The organism is Photobacterium sp. 270122K (assembly GCF_059941365.1).
This window is the reverse complement of sequence record NZ_JBPOEN010000004.1, coordinates 201260-219533: the sequence shown is the minus strand read 5'-3', so window position 1 is coordinate 219533 and position 18274 is coordinate 201260. Positions and strand designations below refer to the sequence as shown.

At 50.1% G+C, this 18274-nt stretch carries 13 protein-coding genes; 7 read left to right on the top strand and 6 right to left on the bottom strand.

Annotated features, from left to right (window positions below; translation table 11 throughout):
• The first annotated feature begins 135 nt into the window (after positions 1-135).
• Positions 136-1401: a 23S rRNA pseudouridine(2605) synthase RluB gene (gene rluB, locus ACSF8W_RS09485; RefSeq protein WP_500847050.1), complete on the top strand. Its 1266-nt coding sequence runs from the start codon at positions 136-138 to the stop codon at positions 1399-1401.
• Positions 1402-1505: 104 nt separating this feature from the next.
• Here the strand turns inward: rluB and ACSF8W_RS09480 are convergent, their stop codons facing one another.
• Positions 1506-2267, bottom strand: a complete 762-nt coding sequence (locus ACSF8W_RS09480; RefSeq protein ID WP_500847048.1) for a YciK family oxidoreductase — start codon at positions 2265-2267, stop codon at positions 1506-1508.
• 104 nt (positions 2268-2371) lie between these two features.
• On the opposite strand from ACSF8W_RS09480, the gene sohB reads away from it, so the two are divergent.
• Positions 2372-3433: a protease SohB gene (sohB, locus tag ACSF8W_RS09475; protein WP_500847298.1), complete on the top strand. Its 1062-nt coding sequence runs from the start codon at positions 2372-2374 to the stop codon at positions 3431-3433.
• A 117-nt stretch (positions 3434-3550) separates the two neighbouring features.
• On the opposite strand, the gene ACSF8W_RS09470 is transcribed toward sohB, so the two are convergent.
• Positions 3551-3796, bottom strand: a complete 246-nt coding sequence (locus ACSF8W_RS09470; RefSeq protein WP_428477097.1) for a YciN family protein — start codon at positions 3794-3796, stop codon at positions 3551-3553.
• Between the two features lie 628 nt (positions 3797-4424).
• On the opposite strand from ACSF8W_RS09470, the gene topA reads away from it, so the two are divergent.
• Entirely contained in the window at positions 4425-7073 is a 2649-nt protein-coding gene (topA, locus tag ACSF8W_RS09465; protein WP_500847046.1) for a type I DNA topoisomerase, read from the top strand.
• Positions 7074-7400: 327 nt separating this feature from the next.
• Here topA and ACSF8W_RS09460 read toward each other — a convergent pair whose 3' ends face one another.
• Positions 7401-8162: a DNA repair protein gene (locus tag ACSF8W_RS09460; RefSeq protein ID WP_500847044.1), complete on the bottom strand. Its 762-nt coding sequence runs from the start codon at positions 8160-8162 to the stop codon at positions 7401-7403.
• A gap of 268 nt (positions 8163-8430) precedes the next feature.
• Here ACSF8W_RS09460 and cysB point away from each other — a divergent pair, with 268 nt between their 5' ends.
• From cysB to ACSF8W_RS09445, 3 genes are all read left to right on the top strand, one after another.
• Positions 8431-9405, top strand: a complete 975-nt coding sequence (gene cysB, locus ACSF8W_RS09455) for an HTH-type transcriptional regulator CysB (RefSeq protein WP_500847042.1) — start codon at positions 8431-8433, stop codon at positions 9403-9405.
• A gap of 198 nt (positions 9406-9603) precedes the next feature.
• Positions 9604-10809 carry a methyltransferase gene (locus ACSF8W_RS09450; protein WP_500847041.1) on the top strand — a complete coding sequence of 402 codons (1206 nt, stop codon included), beginning with the start codon at positions 9604-9606 and terminating at the stop codon, positions 10807-10809.
• Entirely contained in the window at positions 10791-11519 is a 729-nt protein-coding gene (locus tag ACSF8W_RS09445) for a sulfite exporter TauE/SafE family protein (RefSeq protein WP_500847039.1), read from the top strand. The genes ACSF8W_RS09450 and ACSF8W_RS09445 overlap by 19 nt, the downstream gene beginning before the upstream one ends.
• Before the next feature lie 127 nt (positions 11520-11646).
• Here ACSF8W_RS09445 and ACSF8W_RS09440 read toward each other — a convergent pair whose 3' ends face one another.
• The 3 genes from ACSF8W_RS09440 to ACSF8W_RS09430 all read right to left on the bottom strand — a co-directional run bounded on the left by ACSF8W_RS09440 (position 11647) and on the right by ACSF8W_RS09430 (position 16207).
• Complete coding sequence (locus ACSF8W_RS09440; protein ID WP_500847038.1) at positions 11647-13620, bottom strand: putative bifunctional diguanylate cyclase/phosphodiesterase; 1974 nt, start codon at positions 13618-13620, stop codon at positions 11647-11649.
• A 181-nt stretch (positions 13621-13801) separates the two neighbouring features.
• Positions 13802-14737, bottom strand: coding sequence for a DUF3943 domain-containing protein (locus ACSF8W_RS09435; RefSeq protein WP_500847036.1), 936 nt, complete (start codon positions 14735-14737; stop codon positions 13802-13804).
• A 249-nt stretch (positions 14738-14986) separates the two neighbouring features.
• Positions 14987-16207, bottom strand: a complete 1221-nt coding sequence (locus ACSF8W_RS09430) for an aromatic amino acid transport family protein (RefSeq protein ID WP_500847034.1) — start codon at positions 16205-16207, stop codon at positions 14987-14989.
• Positions 16208-16686: 479 nt separating this feature from the next.
• Here ACSF8W_RS09430 and ACSF8W_RS09425 point away from each other — a divergent pair, with 479 nt between their 5' ends.
• The gene (locus ACSF8W_RS09425) at positions 16687-17937 is read left to right on the top strand and encodes a CinA family nicotinamide mononucleotide deamidase-related protein (protein WP_500847032.1); all 1251 of its coding nucleotides are present in this window, start codon (positions 16687-16689) and stop codon (positions 17935-17937) included.
• Positions 17938-18274 lie beyond the last annotated feature (337 nt).

The following is an 18274-nucleotide window of genomic DNA, read 5'->3' as shown; positions in this document are numbered from 1 at the left end:
TGTGGAATATCATCGTGCTTCACCGTGTTTTTGGTGGTAACTGCAGCCAGCTTTTGGCATAATCCGCCGTCGCTTTAAGATGGCTTAAAGTGCGATGATATTTCGACGCCTGTGAAGGCGACAAAGGTTTGTCTTATGAGTGAAAAATTACAAAAAGTTCTGGCCCGTTCTGGCCAGGGTTCTCGCCGTGAAATCGAATTGATGATCCAACATGGTCGCGTCAGTATCGATGGCAAAGTCGCTAAGCTGGGTGACCGTCTGGAAGATTTGTCTGTCAATGTACGCATTGATGGCCGCAATATTCAGATGATCTCGTCTTCAGATGAAGTTTGCCGTGTAATGGCTTATAACAAACCTGAAGGTGAGCTGTGTACTCGCCATGATCCGGAAGGTCGTCGCACGGTATTTGACCGTTTGCCTCGCCTGAGTGATGGTCGTTGGGTCTCTGTGGGTCGCCTTGATGCGAACACCGGCGGTTTGTTGCTGTTCACCACCGATGGTGAGTTAGCAAACCGTTTGATGCACCCAAGTCGTCGCGTTGAGCGTGAGTACATGGTGCGTGTCTTCGGTGAAGTGAACGAAGAAATGGTACGTAATCTGGTTCGCGGTGTTGAACTGGAAGACGGCATGGCCCGTTTTGAAGACGTGGTTTATGCGGGCGGCGAAGGGATGAACCACACGTTCTACGTGATGATCACCGAAGGTCGTAACCGTGAAGTGCGTCGTCTGTGGGATTCACAGGGTGTAACAGTAAGCCGCCTGAAGCGTGTGCGTTACGGTGACATCTACCTGACCAAAGATCTGCCTCGCGGTGGATGGATGGAGCTTGAGCTGAAGGAAGTGAACTACCTGCGTGAGACCGTTGATTTGCCGCCAGAGACTGAAACGGTATTAACCGTTGAAGGTCAAAAGCGTAAGCGTGGTGTTCGTCAGATCCGTCGTGCGGTACGCCGTCACGAAGAGCGTTTGAACGAAGAGCCGCGTGGCCGTCGTGGTCGTCAAGATACACGTCGTTCATCAAGCCGTACGGCAGAGGCAGATGCTGCGCAAGAACACAAGCCAGCACGTCGCCAGCCAGCAATGGACGATACGCGTCGTAAGTCGAATGACGATACACGCCGTAAACCAACGGGTGATGCACGTCGTAAGCCGTCAAATGACGATACGCGCCGCAAGCCAACGGGTGATGCACGTCGTAAACCGTCAAATGACGATACGCGTCGCAAGCCAACCGGTGATGCGCGCCGCAAGCCGTCGAATGACGACACGCGCCGTTCATCGGGTGAAGATACACGCCGTAAACCGAATGCTGAAGGCGCACGCCGTAAGCCATCAGGTAACGCTGTGAATCGTCGCAATCCGCTGAAGAACAAGCCAGCGAAACCGCGTACACGTAAGTAAGTGTCGAGAATAATGAAAAAGCAGCCTAAGGGCTGCTTTTTTTATGTCTGTCTTTTCTCTACGACTATCTGTTTATTTATCCGTTTATTCGTTCGTGAAAAGCCTTACTTTGCTTCGCCGGCGGGGCGTTTAGGTTGCGCATCAATGCACTGGCCATTCACGTCACGGCTTTCTGGCCCCATCAGGTAAAGGTACAGCGGCATGATCTCTGCCGGTGTCTTTAGCCGTGTTGCATCTTCTGCTGGGAAAGCTTTAGCACGCATCCCCGTGCGTGTGCCGCCTGGGTTAATCGCATTAACGCGTACAGGCGTGTTGGCTAATTCATCGGCCACGACTTGCATCATGCCTTCAGTGGCGAATTTAGACATCGCGTAGGCGCCCCAGAAGGCACGACCGTGATGACCCACGGTGGATGAAGTAAAGATGATTCGGCCATCTTGCGCTTTTTTGATCAGCGGAATAATGGCTTGTGTCAGCAGGAACTGGGCTTTCACGTTGATTTGCATGACTTCATCGAACGCGCCTTCGTCCATTTGATCAAACGGGCTCAATACACCCAATACGCCGGCATTGTGCAGTACACCGTCAAGGCGGCCAAATTGGCCTTCAATGGTGTCGACCATGTCTTGATAGTTTTGCTTGGTGGCACCCATGAGATCCATCGGAATGATGGCGGGCTGCGGGTAGCCAAGGGCGTCTATTTCATCATAAACCGCTTCCAGTTTGGCCACTGTACGGCCGAGCAAAATCACCGTGGCCCCGTGTGCTGCATAGCTCATGGCAGCCTGACGACCAATGCCTTCCCCGGCACCCGTGACAAGAATCACTCTCTCTTTCAGTGAGTTTTCAGCGATTTGATAATCCACGCTTTATTTCCTTATTGGTTTTTTTGTTTTCCTATTGTATTGCGATAGCGATACAGGTGACAACGTGGTTACAATGGGAAGACGTCAAAAATGAGGACTCAACATTGGATTTTTTGTTTGATTATGGGCTATTCCTAGCCAAGATTGCCACGGTGGTGATCGCGATTGCTGCCATTCTGATCATTGTAAAAGGATTGAAAGACCATCACGGCGCATCGAAAGGTGAGCTAGAAGTGACGGATTTGACTGAGCAATACAAGCACACGGTGTCTCAATTAGAGTCCCACTTGTTTGATAAACCGCTGATTAAAGCGCGTGATAAAGCGGAAAAGAAAGCCGATAAAGAGAAGCATAAAGCGCGTCAAAACGAAGTAAAAAAAGCCGCGAAGGAAGGGGATTTATCTCATTCGCGTGAGCCGCGTTTGTTTGTTTTAGACTTCCACGGCAGCTTGGATGCGCGTGAAGTGTCGGCATTGCGTGAAGAAGTGACGGCCATTTTGGCCATCGCGATAGAGGGTGATGAAGTGTTGCTGCGTTTGGAAACGGGCGGCGGCATGGTACACGGTTACGGTTTGGCCTCATCACAACTGGCGCGTTTGAAAACGGCCGGTGTGAAGCTGACGATTTCCGTCGATAAAGTGGCCGCCAGCGGTGGCTATATGATGGCGTGTGTGGCCGATAATATTATCTCTGCCCCGTTTGCGATTGTGGGTTCCATTGGCGTGATCGCACAGTTGCCTAACTTCAACAAACTGTTGAAGAAAAACGACATCGAGTTTGAACAAGTGACGGCGGGTGAATTCAAGCGAACACTCACGATGTTCGGTGAAAACACAGACAAAGCACGTGAAAAGTTCCAAACTGAAATTGAGGAAACGCACGGGTTGTTCAAAGATTTTATCGCCGAACACCGTCCAAGCTTGGATCTGGAAACCGTGGCAACCGGTGAACACTGGTTCGGCAAGCAAGCGTTGGCATTGGGGCTGGTGGACGAGATTGGCACCAGTGATGATTTCATCAGCCAAGCCTGTAAAGACCGCGATGTGTTGCAGGTACGCTACGTGCAACGTAAAAAGCTAGCAGAGAAGCTGGCGGGTGCAACAGGTGAAGCGGCTGATAACCTACTGATGAAGTGGGTGAGCCGTGGTCAGCGTCCTTTCATGTAATGAGGGGCGGTGAGCCGTAGGTGCTCACGGCATGGCGTTATTGCCAGAAGTAAAAGACACAGCCCCGCCTTTGGTGGGGCTGTTGTTTTTGCGGACGGGAAACCGCCGCGATACCGCTTATGCTAGCGTGAATTCTGGCGACAATTTGTGTGCCAAGAACTTAAACATATTGAACACGGCCGTGGTTTTTTCTGTTGGTAGGCCTTCTTCATTGAGGAAGTATTCCCCTTTAAAGATCAACACGCCATCGCGTTCTTCAACAGAGGTCGCACGCATGCCATCCAAGTAGCTTTCGTGGTCTTGGATAAGTTGATTAGCAATTAAAAGGAGATTGTCAGGGCTAATGGTTGTTTTGTTGCTCATGAGTGTCTCAATGTCCATTGTATTATCCGGATACCCCCCGGACTGGTGGCAAATAGTGTAAGTAACTTCTGAGAGGAAGACAATTGTGTCAAAGGGAAGTCGAGGTGACGCAAAGGTGTGAGAAAAATTGTACAAAGAGTAGTTAACTAACCCCTTGAAAAGTCATAATTCTGTGAGCAATGGCAAAAAATAGCTGTTTTTTATAGTCAAATTGCCGACGAGGTGGTAATCATTAGCGCCCATTGGGGCCGAGAAACCGCTGTGATCGTGTTCTCTATATAGAGGGAAGGGAACAAGGAAGTCTGATGAAGGGCTTGCTTCATGGCCATTATTTCTGTTTAGATGCCTGCTGTAACCAAGTATTAACAAGTGGAGAAGGGACAACCAAACAGTCTCGATTTGTTAAAAAGCAGTTGACCTTCTAGGATTGTAGCCCAATATGTAAATACCAATCCCATTACGTAACGTGTCCACTTACCATCGTTCTCAGCCTTGTTGTGAGCCATGCTTTGAAGCGTTACGTAATCAGTTTGGTGTACCAGCTTGCCGTGCTACCTTGAGTTTCTTGCGTGCAACTGTTTGTTTTTATTTTTATTTTTTGTGAGCACGAGGACGTAATAGAATTATTATGGGAAAATCACTCGTTATTGTGGAGTCCCCAGCCAAGGCGAAGACTATCAATAAGTACTTGGGTAAGGACTTCATTGTTAAGTCAAGCGTAGGTCACGTTCGTGATTTGCCGACCGGTGCACGTAGTACAGGCAAGAAAGCCGCTGCGACCTCGACCAAAGGCCTGAGCGCGGAAGAAAAAGCGACGATTAAACAAGAAAAAGATCGTAAGGCGCTGATCGGTAAAATGGGTGTTGACCCTTACAACGATTGGGAAGCGCAGTACGAAGTGTTGCCGGGCAAAGAAAAGGTCGTTAGCGAGCTGCAGAAGCTGGCTGAAGATGCTGACTTTGTCTATCTCGCAACCGATTTGGATCGCGAGGGGGAAGCTATTGCGTGGCACCTTCGTGAGATCATCGGTGGCGATGATGCGCGTTACAAGCGAGTGGTCTTTAACGAAATCACAAAAAATGCGATTCAGCAGGCGTTTGAACAGCCTGGTGAACTGAACATTGACGGGGTGAATGCCCAGCAAGCACGTCGTTTCCTTGACCGCGTGGTGGGCTTTATGGTCTCGCCACTGTTGTGGAAAAAAGTGGCACGTGGCTTGTCTGCCGGCCGCGTACAGTCGGTGGCCGTTAAGCTGATTGTTGAACGTGAACGTGAAATCAAAGCCTTCGATCCGGAAGAGTTTTGGGATATCCATGCCAATACCCTCACGGTAGGCAAAGATGCGTTGCGTTTGATGGTGGCTCAGCAGGCGGGTAAAGCCTTCCGTCCGGAGAATGAAGCTGACACCATGGCCGCGCACGCGTTGCTGGAAAAAGCCGCTTACACCGTGGCCGAGCGTGAAGACCGCCCGACCAGCAGTAAGCCGTCAGCACCGTACATCACCTCGACGCTACAACAAGCGGCGAGCACCCGTTTGGGTTACGGCGTAAAACGCACCATGGGCTTAGCTCAGCGTTTGTATGAAGCCGGTTACATTACGTATATGCGTACGGACTCGACCAACTTGTCGAAAGAAGCTGTTGAAGCCGCACGTGAATACATCACCAGTGAATACGGTGACACGTACTTGCCCGCTCAGCCGATTGTGTATGGCAGTAAAGGCAACGCACAAGAAGCGCACGAAGCGATCCGTCCTTCCAATGTGGAAGTCAAAGCGGAGCATTTGGAAGGCGTGGATCAAGATGCAATCAAACTGTACGACCTGATTTGGCGTCAGTTTGTGGCGTGTCAGATGGTACCTGCACAGTACGATTCCAGTACGATCACGGTACAAGCGGGTGATTTCACCCTGAAAGCAAAAGGCCGTACGCTACGCTTTGCTGGCTGGACAAAAGTACAACGTCCATCGGGTAAGAACGAAGACACCACACTGCCAATGGTACACGTGGGTGATACGCTACAGCTTGAGGCGCTAGAGCCGAAGCAGCACTTCACCAAGCCGCCAGCACGCTTCACGGAAGCTGCGTTGGTTAAAGAGCTGGAAAAACGTGGTATTGGCCGTCCGTCGACGTATGCGTCGATCATTTCGACCATTCAGGACCGTGGTTACGTGCATGTGGATCAGCGTCGTTTCTACGCTGAGAAGATGGGCGAAATCGTGTCTGATCGCTTGGATGAAAGCTTTGCGGATCTGATGGATTACGACTTTACTGCCCGTATGGAAGGTAATCTCGATAAAATCGCAGAAGGTGAAGCAAACTGGAAAGCGGTACTGGACAAGTTCTTTAGCGATTTCACCGCTGAGCTTGAAAAAGCGGAGCTGGATGAAGCGGAAGGCGGCATGAAGCCGAACAATATCGTTTTGACCGATATTCAGTGTCCAACGTGTGAACGCCCAATGGGTATTCGTACGGCATCGACTGGCGTATTCCTTGGCTGTTCAGGCTATGCGTTGCCGCCGAAAGAGCGTTGCAAAACCACCATCAACCTCGGTAACGAAGACGGTGTGGTGAACGTGCTAGAGGAAGACGTGGAAACAGCCGCATTGCGTGCGAAGAAACGTTGTCCGAAATGTAGCACCGCGATGGATGCGTACCTGATTGACCAAACACGTAAATTGCACGTGTGTGGTAACAACCCGGGCTGTGATGGCTTCGTGGTTGAGAAAGGCGAATACAAGCTCAAAGGTTACGAAGGCCCGGTTATCGAATGTGATAAGTGTGGTTCGGACATGGAGCTGAAAAATGGCCGTTTCGGTAAGTACATGGGTTGTACGAACGAAGGCTGTAAGAATACGCGTAAGATCCTGAAAAATGGCGAAGTGGCACCACCGAAGGAAGATCCTGTGCATCTGCCTGAGTTGCCATGTACCCAAGATACGAGTGCTTACTTTGTATTACGTGATGGTGCTTCTGGCCTGTTTATGGCGGCAAGCAGCTTCCCGAAATCACGTGAAACCCGTGCTCCGTTGGTTGAAGAGTTGGTACGCTTTAAAGACCGTTTGTCTGAAAAGTTTCTGTACCTGACAGAAGCACCAAGTCACGACCCAGACGGTTTGTCGACCGTTGTTCGCTTTAGCCGTAAAACCAAAGAGAACTATGTGCGCTCTGAGGTAGACGGTAAGCCTACAGGTTGGACGGCGTTGTACGTGGGTGACAAGTGGGAAATCACGGACAAGCGTAAGAAGCCGAAGAAAGACAGCGCAGACGCTGAGTAATCACCGTGTCGTGCTTGATCGCTGAATAATAAAAACCGCCGAAAGGCGGTTTTTTTATGCCTGTTTTATACGTTTTGATGCTGATGCTGATGCTGGGCTTGTGGCGGCGAATAGCCGAAATGGAATCAGTCAGCGTGTATCGATGAATGGACGATAAGCGATAAGCGATAAGCAGGCAGGGTGAGATGCCGAGGAAAGAAAGCGTATCACGATAATAATAGGGGAGAGATAAGCGGGCGCGGTGAGTCCGAAGGCGAGACAAAAGAAAGGCCACGCAGTGCGTGGCCTTAGAATGTTTGGCAGGGGTGAACACCTGTTATGGATGCGTTACCACTTGCGCTTAGGCTGGAACAGCACGTCTAATTCGTCCTGCTCTTTGTCGATCATCTGCTGACGCAACTGCTCGTGGCTGGAGTTTTGGCTGTTGTCGATCTCACTGAGCATGATCTGCAACTTTTCACGCGCCTGATTGGCGTAGTTGTCATTTTTGCTCGCCAAGACCTCTATGCCCTTTTTCAGCAACTGCTTCGCGGTGCCGAGCTGACGCTTGGTGCGGGCTTCGTTAGCACGCTTCACGACGTTCTCAATGTTGATGCGCAGCTGCAGGCCTTCTAAGCGTGCATTTTCCGACACGAAAGACTGCGTTGGCATACGACCTTTGCTGTGTTCGTTACGAATGGTGGCTTTCAAGCGCTTCACTAACTGCAACATGCCCAAGGCTTGTTGGTCGGTGGTCGGGACTTTGAAATTGGCCACATCGGCGGTGGAATAATTTTCCTGTAATTGGCGGATCTGCTCAGAGACGTTGCTGATACGTTGTGGCAGCGACTTATCGGCCGGATCAATCTCTCTCATGTTCTCAAGGGTAAAGAGCACACGGCGATTTAAGCACATCAACAAATCTTTACTGAAAGGCAAATGATGGGCGTTGCCGATCAGATCTTCGCTTGAATTAATGATCGCAATGCATTTCGATAGCTCTTGTTGCTTTTTGCTCTCAAGTTGTTGACGATACTGAATAATGATGTTGTAACCAACAATCAACACCAGCAATAGGCTTACCAGGCCAATGACTAATGGCATACTCATAGGTTTGATGACCACCCGCACTTACATTAAGCCTTATAAGATACACTATCTCACTAAGACGGCCTAGTTTTGTTGTGACTTTTGCGTGTTTTATCAAGAGGGGGCGGTGACGGTGAGTCGTTAACAATTAAGCAAAGAAGTGCGCGGCCAAAAAGGAGGAATTGACCATATTTTATTCAACGAAGACTAGGCAAATACGGTCATTCAAGATATAACGTAAGGTCATACATGGTTGCATTGATATAATGGACTATAAATAGGCGGTACCATGAAATTACAACAATTAAGATATATTGTTGAGGTTGTGAACAATAACCTTAACGTTTCCTCTACGGCGGAGAGTCTTTACACGTCGCAGCCGGGGATTAGCAAACAGGTGCGTTTGCTGGAAGATGAGCTCGGTATTCAGATTTTTGAACGCAGTGGGAAGCACTTAACCAAGGTGACGCCCGCCGGTGAAGAGATCGTTAAGATCTCGCGTGATATTCTCTCTCGTGTGGAAAGCATTAAGTCCGTGGCCGGTGAGCATACGCACCCGGAAATGGGCACCCTGAACATTGCCACGACCCATACGCAGGCGCGTTATGCGTTGCCCGCCGTGATCCAAGGGTTTACGGCACGTTATCCGAAAGTGACCTTGCACATGCATCAAGGCACGCCGACGCAGTTGGCGGATGCCGTTTCCAAAGGCACCACGGATTTTGCCATTGCAACGGAAGCCTTGCACCTGTATCAAGACATGATCATGTTGCCGTGTTACCACTGGAACCGCTCTATTGTGGTGAAGGCGGATCACCCGTTGGCGAAAAAATCATCCATTACGATTCATGATTTGGCTGCGTACTCATTGGTGACGTATGTGTTTGGTTTTACCGGCCGATCAGAGCTAGATAGTGCGTTTAACCGATCGGGACTGACACCGCGGATCGTTTTTACCGCGACAGATGCGGATGTGATCAAAACCTATGTTCGATTGGGCATTGGTGTGGGCGTGATTGCGAGCATGGCGATGGATCCTGATATCGACAGTGATTTGGTCGCGATTGATGCTAGCCATATTTTTGAAGCCAGCACGACCAAAATCGGCTTTAAGAAAGGCTCATTCTTACGTTCTTACATGTACGATTTCATGGAACGTTTTGCCCCGCATTTAACCCGCAATGTTGTCGACCAAGCGGTTGCACTCAAGAGCAATGCGGAAATTGAAGCCATGTTTACCAATATTCCCTTACCCGTTAAGTAACCGTAAATACAGTCTATCAGCAGGCTGCCCCGTGTAGCCTGCCGCTTGTTCACGCGGTTGCTGTCTACCTCCCTTGTTCTCCCCTCGTCGTTGATGTTCTTTCTTGTAAAGACAGAGTCTCTTTCTGCACTTTTTATCGGCGTATTTCCCTCTGCTTGGGTATAATCGCTGCCTTGTTCGACTTCGTTAGAGTAATTCATGCACGCCCCGCTTTTTTCTCAGCTCGACAGCCTATTGGTTGAAACCCGTGATTATTGGCAATTCATGCCGTTTGCCGAAACGCCAGCAGCGTGGGAAGCACGCCATCCTGCGCTGTATCAGTGGTTGGTGTCACTGACCGATGAAGCGATCGCACAGTATTTGGCCGACCCTGCCGCCCTGTGCTCAGCGCTGCAAACATGGATCCCACAGGCGGAGGCATTAACCGCACTGACACACGTTTCAGCGTTACCCCACACGGAGCGCGCAACGCCGCGTGGCTTGGATGCTGGTATTCCGGGACGAAAGTGGACGCAACTGCATGCGTTTAACGGCGTGTTACCGGCATTGTCTTTGCCGTGGTTGGAATGGTGTGCCGGTAAAGGTTTCTTGGGACGTGTATTGGCCGCGACGCATCAGACCCCCGTGGTGAGTTTAGAGTGGCAGCAGGCATTGTGTGGAAGCGGTGGCGAGGCAGCGAAAAAGCTCGGTTTGGACATGACGTTTGTACACGGTGATGCGTTTTCTTCCGACAGTGAGCAGTACATTCAGCCGCAACAGCATGCAGTCGCGCTGCATGCCTGTGGGGATTTGCACGTGTCGTTGTTACAACGGGTGGCGGCTAAGCGGGGGCAAGCCGTGAGTATTTCACCGTGCTGCTATCACTTGATCCGTGGTAAAGCTTATCAGCCGCTATCTCAGCAAGCGCAACAGAGTGCGTTGCAATTGTCGAAACATGATTTGCGTTTACCGTTGCAGGAAACGGTCACCGCCGGTAATCGGGTGCGTAATTTACGCTTTGTCGAAGTGAGCTTCCGCTTGGGCTTTGATAGCTTGCAGCGGGCGGTGAGCGGACAGGACACCTATATTCCGGTGCCGAACGTGCAAAAAGCCTTGCTCAATGAGGGCTTTGAAGCCTTCTGTCTGTGGGCTGCCGAACAAAAAGGCCTGACGTTGCCGACAGATTGTGATTTTGCTCACTGGCAACAGGTGGGCGAAACGCGTTTTCATTGGGTGGAACGCTTGGAGTTGCTGCGACAGTTATTCCGCCGTCCGTTAGAAATGTGGTTGGTGTATGACCGGGCATGTTTCATGGAAGAGGCGGGCTATCACGTCACTGTCGGCACCTTCTGCGACAAACCTATTACCCCAAGGAACTTACTTATTCACGCGGAGATCGTGCCAACATGGACACCAGTACCTTAATTTATTGCGCCTTAGCACTTGCCGCCGGATGTGTTGTACAAAGCACGGTCGGTTTTGGGATGGCGATTGTCGCCGCACCTATCGTGTACTACTTCGAGCCACGGTTTGTGCCGGGCGTGATTTGTTTGGTTGGCTTTGTACTGGCCTTGATCAACATGTGGCAATACCGTGCCATGCTGTCATTTAAAGGGTTGGGGGCGGCGTTTCTCGGGCGCATTCCCGGCACGCTGGTGGCCAGTGTATTGCTGCTTTATATCACCTCTCAATCACTGGCGCTGGTATTGGGGATTGGGGTATTGACGGCGGTCGGGATCAGCTTATTAAAAGTGCGGATCAAACCTACGCCTAAAGCGTTGTTCTGGGCCGGGTTTGCCTCGGGGCTGATGGGCACCTCGACATCGATTGGTGGGCCGCCGATGGCTTTGGTATTGCAGCATGCGGAAGCGGCCAAACTACGGGCAAACTTAGCGGGGTACTTTGCATTCAGTGGGCTATTGTCGCTGGCCGCGTTAACGGCGACAGGGCACTTTAGCTGGTGGCACTTCCAATACGGCATGATGATCATGCCAGCACCTATCTTAGCCTCACTTTTTGCATACCGTATCCAGCATTTGATCAAAGCCGGATGGCTGCGTTATGCCTTATTGGTGTTATGTTCCGTGTCGGGTGTGATTGCGATGTGGCAGGGGCTTGCGCCGCATTGGGCGTAGAAAACAGGGGCGAAAAAAGCAGGCTGCGAGTATCGAGTATCGAGTATCGAGTAGCTAGGAAGTGCGGGGAAAGCCGCGAGAAAATTCGCCTCTACCGGAGTAGAGGCGCGTGACCGAAGCGTTACCGTCAGTAGTAGTACTTGATACCCGGTACCGTGTTTTGTAGAGAGAAGTGGCGGGCTTCATGTTCATAGGCTGGCATCGGTCGACCTAAGTAATACCCTTGGCAGTAGTCAAAGCGGCATTTTTGTAGGTACTGAAGTTGTGCCAGGGTTTCCACCCCTTCGGCGACGACTTTCAGATCTAACTTTTCACAGATGGCACGGGTCGCTTCAATGATCGCTTGGCTGCCCTTGTGTTCCCCTTGAACAAAACTCTGATCCAGTTTTACCGTGCTGATCGGCAGATCTTGCAGCTGTGAGAGTGATGAATAGCCGGTGCCAAAGTCATCCAGATACAGTTCTAACCCCAACGAAGCCAAATCTTCCAAGCATTGCTTGGCTTCATCGTAGTCTTGTAGCATGGTTGATTCGGTCAGTTCCAAAGCCAACTGTGATGGCGGGATCTGATGTTGTATCAGTAAGGCTTCAACGGAAGGGGCCAAGCTGGATTGCAATTGCGCCCGCGACAAGTTCACACTCATAATGAAATGCTTATTGTATTTCTCGCGCCATAAGGCCAATTGCTGACAGGCGGTTTTGAGGATCCATTTTCCCAAGGGTACAATTTGGCCGGTTTCTTCCGCCAGTGGAATAAACTCGGCGGGTGAAACGTGCCCCAGCTCTTCATCGTGCCAGCGGATCAACGCTTCAAACCCTTTCAGCTTGTGGTTTTTCATGTCGACGATGGGTTGATAGTACAGTTCAAACGCTTCCGCTTCTAATGCCAATGTCAGGTGATGACGCAGGGTCATTTTGCGGTACAAGGCATCAGCCATGTCCGGCGAAAAATGGTGGCTGCGGTTACGCCCCCGCAGCTTGGCGCGATGCATGGCCATGTCGGCTTGTGTGACCAGCGTTTCAATGTCTTTCGCATCTTGCGGGTATTGAGAAGTACCAATACTGCACCCGATCGACAGCTCACCCACTTCTTTGAGATGGAAAGGGCGGTTCAGTGCTTTGATCAGTTGCTGTGCAAAGCTGGTCGGATCGCTGATGTTGCGGTGTTCGATTTGAATAATGAATTCATCGCCACCAAAGCGCGCCAGTAGCCCTTTGAAGCGCAACGCTTCTTGCAGGCGAATGGCGATAGCGCGGAGCAGCTTGTCACCTACCGCATGGCCATAGGTGTCATTGATCAGCTTGAAGCCATCAATATCAAGAAACAACAAGCTATACGCATGCAGGCTAGGTTGATGCTGAATAATGGCATGGGTGATCCCCCGGCGATTTAACAGGCCGGTAAGATAATCATGTTCCGCGTTGTATTTCTCTTTATGTTGTTCTTCTTTTTTCTCGCTGATATTCACCATATCCAGCAACAACAGCTGTTTGTCGTCAAGCCACATGCCTTCAATGGTGAACCAGTAATGGCTTTTACCCGTCCAACACAAACGCTTGGTCGAGAAAGGGCGGTCTTGACGGGCCGTGTCGATCCATTCCTGTGCCAGTTTGGCATCACCTAAAAAGCTATTCAGATCGGGCAGTTGGTCGCCGAACTCATGGGCAAAGGTATTGTTGGAACTGATCAAGTCGCCAGAAGCGGCAAATAATAGGGAAAGGTTGGCCCCACTGGACAGAGCGAGTTCTTGACGAAGACCAGACTCTTCGGCAATCACGTGAACCAGCATCCCCAGCGATCCATCGGGCAGTGGGATCCCAGAAAAATGGCAGAGGGCTTTTTTAAATGCGCCATTAGGGGCAAATGTCCACCAGGTTTTAATGGTTTCGCCTTGTTCAAAACGGGGCAGATAGCCTTCAAGTACAGCACTGACGGCCAGTGACATATCGCGTTGAAGATCGCGCGCTAATAAAGCGTCTTGGCTTTCGGCATCCCACAGTGGGAGTGACGCCGAATTGGCCCAGAGAATGCGTTTTTGGTGAATATCGAAAACCCAAACCGGTGATTGTAGGTATTCGAACATCGAAAAAGTCTGGTTCATCACCAATGCTTATAAGTTATTGTGATTATTGAAAATGCTATCTCAAAATATCGCGTTGAAATATCGAGAGAACACCAAAGCGTGACCTTACTTCATGAACCATGAATTATTTGGTCTCAAATGTTGAAAATCAGTAAAGAACGCGTTAGCTGCGTCACTTTACTGATTGACGGTGTTCGTTTTATTGCAGGGCCAATTTTAACTCTAAACCGATAAAGGCTTTGTCGTAGTTGGCGCCGGAATCCATCGCAAATTGTGCGACATCAGCATTACCAAACCACGGCGAGTAAGTCAGGCTGACATCGGAGTCGCCTTTCCACCAATCTGTGACCCAGTAATGGATGTGTCCGACAGGGTTGAGCAGGAACAGGCTGACATCACCGATGGTTTCTGATCCCAGCACTTCGCCTCCGCGAGCTGTGATCTCCAGTTCGGTCTGGAACATCCATTCACCCACGGCGGCACCGAATAGCGGTGTCACAATGATGTCTTGAATCGACGGCACTTCAGCGAAGCCTTCTACGCCGTATTCCCAGAAGAACGTCGACATGGTGGCGGAATATAAGAAGGATTCCCACTCATTGAAACCGGAATGACGCGCAGCGGTGTAGTACACCCCACCAAAATAAGGGTGCATGATGTAGTTCAGGACATGGTCATCTTTATCCCAAACGGGACCTTCACTCACGTTATCCCACCATTTCTGGCCCAGTCCGCTTAAATCACGGTCTTCTTCGTCCCACTTGGTCACGCTTTCTGGCAGTAAGGTCATCATGCCCACGGTTGCCACGCTTAAACCGAAAATGGTGTAAGACTGCTCAAGCAGGTAGTCCCAGTTTTTTTCTGAAGCGACAGACAGGTGCATCGGCAATATGTTCACGGATTGCGCTGTGGGGGTCGCTGCCTGAGTGCCAGCATCCGTCGTTGCGCTGTAGCGGAACGTTGATGGAGAGGTTAAGGCATACTGGTTAAGAAACGTACCTTGTTGAGTTGTCGTGTCTGTGTGGTTATTTGCATAGGTATGGTTGTTTGTATAAGGGGTGTTGTCATACCAAGCAAGGGCGGGTGAGCTGATAGCACAGCCTAAAACAAACGAAGATAACAATGAAGTGCGCAAGATACGCTCCGCGATAGATCAAGTGAGACAGAGTTTAAGGGCGGGGAGTATCACTGAAAAAGCAGAAAATGCCTAGTGGATATTCAAAATCGCTAAAACAAATGAATATATCTTGCCTTCAATGGGTGTGTAGGGCAGGGGAGAGCTGTACTTGTTTGTGAATGAAAGATCGTTAAGTGGCTGTTTTATTAAATTAAAAGCAGCAAGAGTGCAATATTCACCTCTTGCTGCTTGTTTTTTGTTCAGATATTAACCTACAGCAGGGATCTTACCGGCCATTTGAAGTAATTGGGCCGAGATAATGACGATCCCTGCGGCGGTGGCCATGATCAACGCTGGTGTGCCGCCTGCTACCTGGTAAGCCGGTTCGGCATTCATTTGCGCATTGATACGTTGTTTACGTTGTGCGCGCACCATGGCAACCGGCAGGAAGATAGCGAGGATCACAAGGGCTATCGCCGCAAAGCCCAATGCCATGATGAACCCTTGCGGGTAGAACAGGGCAAAACCCAACGGCGGCACAAAGGTAATAAAGGCAGTTTGCAAACGGCCGTATTTCACACCATCACGCTTAAAGCTGTCTGCAATGAAGTCAAACAAGCCCAAGCTCACGCCCAAGAATGAGGTCGCCAACGCCAAATCCGCAAAAATGGAGACAGATTGGCTCACCATCGGGTTGTGCAGCAAGGTGTTCAGAGACGCAATAAAGGCCCCCAGATTGTTATTCGCCATCAACGCCGATTGGCTCATCACGCCTTGGCTGGCCAGTTGCCAGAACACGTAGATGATCAGTGGCAATGACGAACCGAAAATCATGATTTTACGCAGCGCTTTAATGTCCATGCCGATGTAACGCACAATCGACGGGATACTGCCATGAAAACCGAACGAGGTGAAAATGACCGGTAGCGCAGACAGGATCAACCCTTTCTCTACCGGCATATTGACTAAGTGTCCGCCGTCCACATTAGGCACTAACAGCCCCAGCATCACCACCAGCGCAATAATTTTCAGGGTAAAGAGAAGGCGGTTCACCATATCGACCGAATGGGTACCGATCCCGACGATGGTCGCAATGATCAGCGTAAACGCCACGGCACTGATTTGTGGGAGCACGTTAAGCCCGCCCCATTGGGTCAACTTGTCGTTCAGTTGGCCGCCCCCCCCTGAAATGTAGGCCGCACACAACGAGTACATTAAAAAAGCGACCGCGAAACTGGCGAGGTATTGGCCTTTTTTTCCCAGCAATTGGTGCGCCAGTGAATTTAAGGTGGCGGTGTTATCGGCGTGCTGGTGGACTTCCAGCATTAATAACGCGGTGTAGGTCATCAGTAGCCAAATGCTGAACATGATGAGGGTGGCGGTGGTAAATCCTAGTCCGGCAGACGCCAGAGGTAACGCCAGCATACCGGCACCAATGGTGGTACCTGCAATGATCAGCATACTGCCGAAAGTTTTGTTCATGGACATGTTTCTGTTGCTCCCAAAGATAATAAAAAGGCGGGAGAGGTGCGAACACCCGTGGTTACTCCCCAATCAGGTGGCAGCCACAACAGCGAAATCAAGAGGGTGTAAAGTTATAATTACATCTGACTTGGCCGTTGCGGCTATCGATAGTCAGACGGTGAATAGGTTAATAGCATGTTATTTCCTCTCAATAGGGTCGTATATTGCTATACTCAAAGATTTGTTATCATTTTTCTCTGAGCTGTACATTATCGATCAAATTATCCACTGTCAACTTATCTTTATTTGTGTGTAAACTTTGGTTTACATTGTGGGTGTTAAAGGCGATTGTCGACGGGAACGTAGGCACGAATAGCCTTATCAAAAAGAGAGGGAGTCTTCGCAGTTCTGATTTTTTATTGCGTAAAAAGAGTGAGATAGATCGGAAAGTGTGGTGATTTAGTATACCGTTAAGACAGGTTAAACAGGGTGCAGAGGACAGCATGTTAGAAGTGGTCATGATCAGTACCGGGGAAGAGGTGCTGCACGGCGATATCGTCGATACCAATGCCGCGTGGTTATCTCGGTTGTTTTTTGAGCAAGGTTTCGCCATGACACGCCGAACCACGGTGGGCGACCAACGTGAGCAACTGGCTAAGGAAATTGAGCATTGTAGTTTGACCGCCGATATTGTGGTGGTGAATGGCGGATTGGGACCTACTACAGATGACTTAACCGCACAGGCTGCTGCGATTGCGGCTGATGTGGGATTAGAACTGTCAGACCATTGGGTCGCACAAATGCAGGAAAAATACACGCGGGTTGGGCGTGAGATGCCTGCGACAAACATTAAGCAAGCGATGTTACCGGCAGGGGCTGAGTTGATTGATAACCCGATTGGTACCGCTTGTGGATTTGCGATGCGGTTAAATCGAGCGTGGATCTTTTTTACGCCCGGTGTGCCGCGTGAATTTAAGCAGATGGTGCATGAGCAAATCTTGCCGCGCCTTGCTGCGTCATTTGCAGCAAATCAAACAGAGCGCGATTGCTTACGTTTATACACCTTTGGCTTATCAGAGTCGGGGATCAGTGACATGCTGGATCCTCTTGTATTGCCGGAGGGGGTTGAGCTGGGTTACCGCTCTTATTTACCGTTTATTGAAGTGAAAGTGTTTGTGCCACTCGGACATCCTGAGGCCGAGGCACTCTATCAACAGATTGCCGCATTGTTAAGTGAGAATGTGGTGGGGCAAGGGCAGCCATTGCTTGAGACTTTAAAACAGGCGATGACCGTCTCATCACAGACGCTTGCCGTGGTTGAAGGCTATACCGGTGGTGCCGTGATCAATGCATTACACGAGGCTGAGTTTGGTGAGTTGGTGTGTCAGGGTACCGTTGTGAGTAAGAATACGGTTGTCAGCCCTATCTCGGTAAGTCAGAGCTCAGTCAGTCCAAGCTCGGCACACAATAACGCTGAAGCAATGGCGTGTGATGCACTCAATAACAGTGAGGCGTCATTGGCGCTGGCTGTTAGTCACAGTGATGACCCGCAGATCACGTTAGCGTTAGCCTCGACGGATGGCGTGTGGTCACAAACGATATCGACGCGCCGACAGTACGCATACCGCGATCATCGTACGGTGATCGCCACGGTGGCGTTAGACATGCTGCGCCGTGTTGTCGATGGAAAGCCTGCGTTTGGTCACTATGAATCGCTGATCACGCATGCATCACGGTATTTGCCGCTCGCTTGAGTCTTCACATATTCTTCAAGGATAGTGCTCGTGGACGGGCACTATTTTTTCTTTTGATTTGCTGATGACTGCTGTTTCGCTTTCTCCTTTCATCATCCGTTCCCCCTTTCTCCTTCTTTATTTATTCTTTATTGCGCCATTACTCCTTCTTTAATGACTGTGCGCGTTCTCTTCCCACACCGTTAGCATCACGTTTTGCGCCGTTATCGCCAGCTATTTTTGAATTATCTTAAAAGTCAGTCGCATTTTTTTGCTGTGTTATCTATGACGGCTTTTATCTTCTGTTTGTTGGTGGTGATTGCGTCATGATAATGCTGATGTAACGGATCCCTCTTGG

Coding starts and splice junctions, on each gene's coding strand:
- ACSF8W_RS09425 (WP_500847032.1), top strand. CDS start 16,687: ATGTTAGAAGTGGTCATGATCAGTACCGGGGAAGAGGTGCTGCACGGC.
- ACSF8W_RS09460 (WP_500847044.1), bottom strand. CDS start 8,162: ATGAGTATGCCATTAGTCATTGGCCTGGTAAGCCTATTGCTGGTGTTG.
- rluB (WP_500847050.1), top strand. CDS start 136: ATGAGTGAAAAATTACAAAAAGTTCTGGCCCGTTCTGGCCAGGGTTCT.
- ACSF8W_RS09440 (WP_500847038.1), bottom strand. CDS start 13,620: ATGAACCAGACTTTTTCGATGTTCGAATACCTACAATCACCGGTTTGG.
- ACSF8W_RS09430 (WP_500847034.1), bottom strand. CDS start 16,207: ATGTCCATGAACAAAACTTTCGGCAGTATGCTGATCATTGCAGGTACC.
- ACSF8W_RS09450 (WP_500847041.1), top strand. CDS start 9,604: ATGCACGCCCCGCTTTTTTCTCAGCTCGACAGCCTATTGGTTGAAACC.
- topA (WP_500847046.1), top strand. CDS start 4,425: ATGGGAAAATCACTCGTTATTGTGGAGTCCCCAGCCAAGGCGAAGACT.
- ACSF8W_RS09445 (WP_500847039.1), top strand. CDS start 10,791: ATGGACACCAGTACCTTAATTTATTGCGCCTTAGCACTTGCCGCCGGA.
- cysB (WP_500847042.1), top strand. CDS start 8,431: ATGAAATTACAACAATTAAGATATATTGTTGAGGTTGTGAACAATAAC.
- ACSF8W_RS09470 (WP_428477097.1), bottom strand. CDS start 3,796: ATGAGCAACAAAACAACCATTAGCCCTGACAATCTCCTTTTAATTGCT.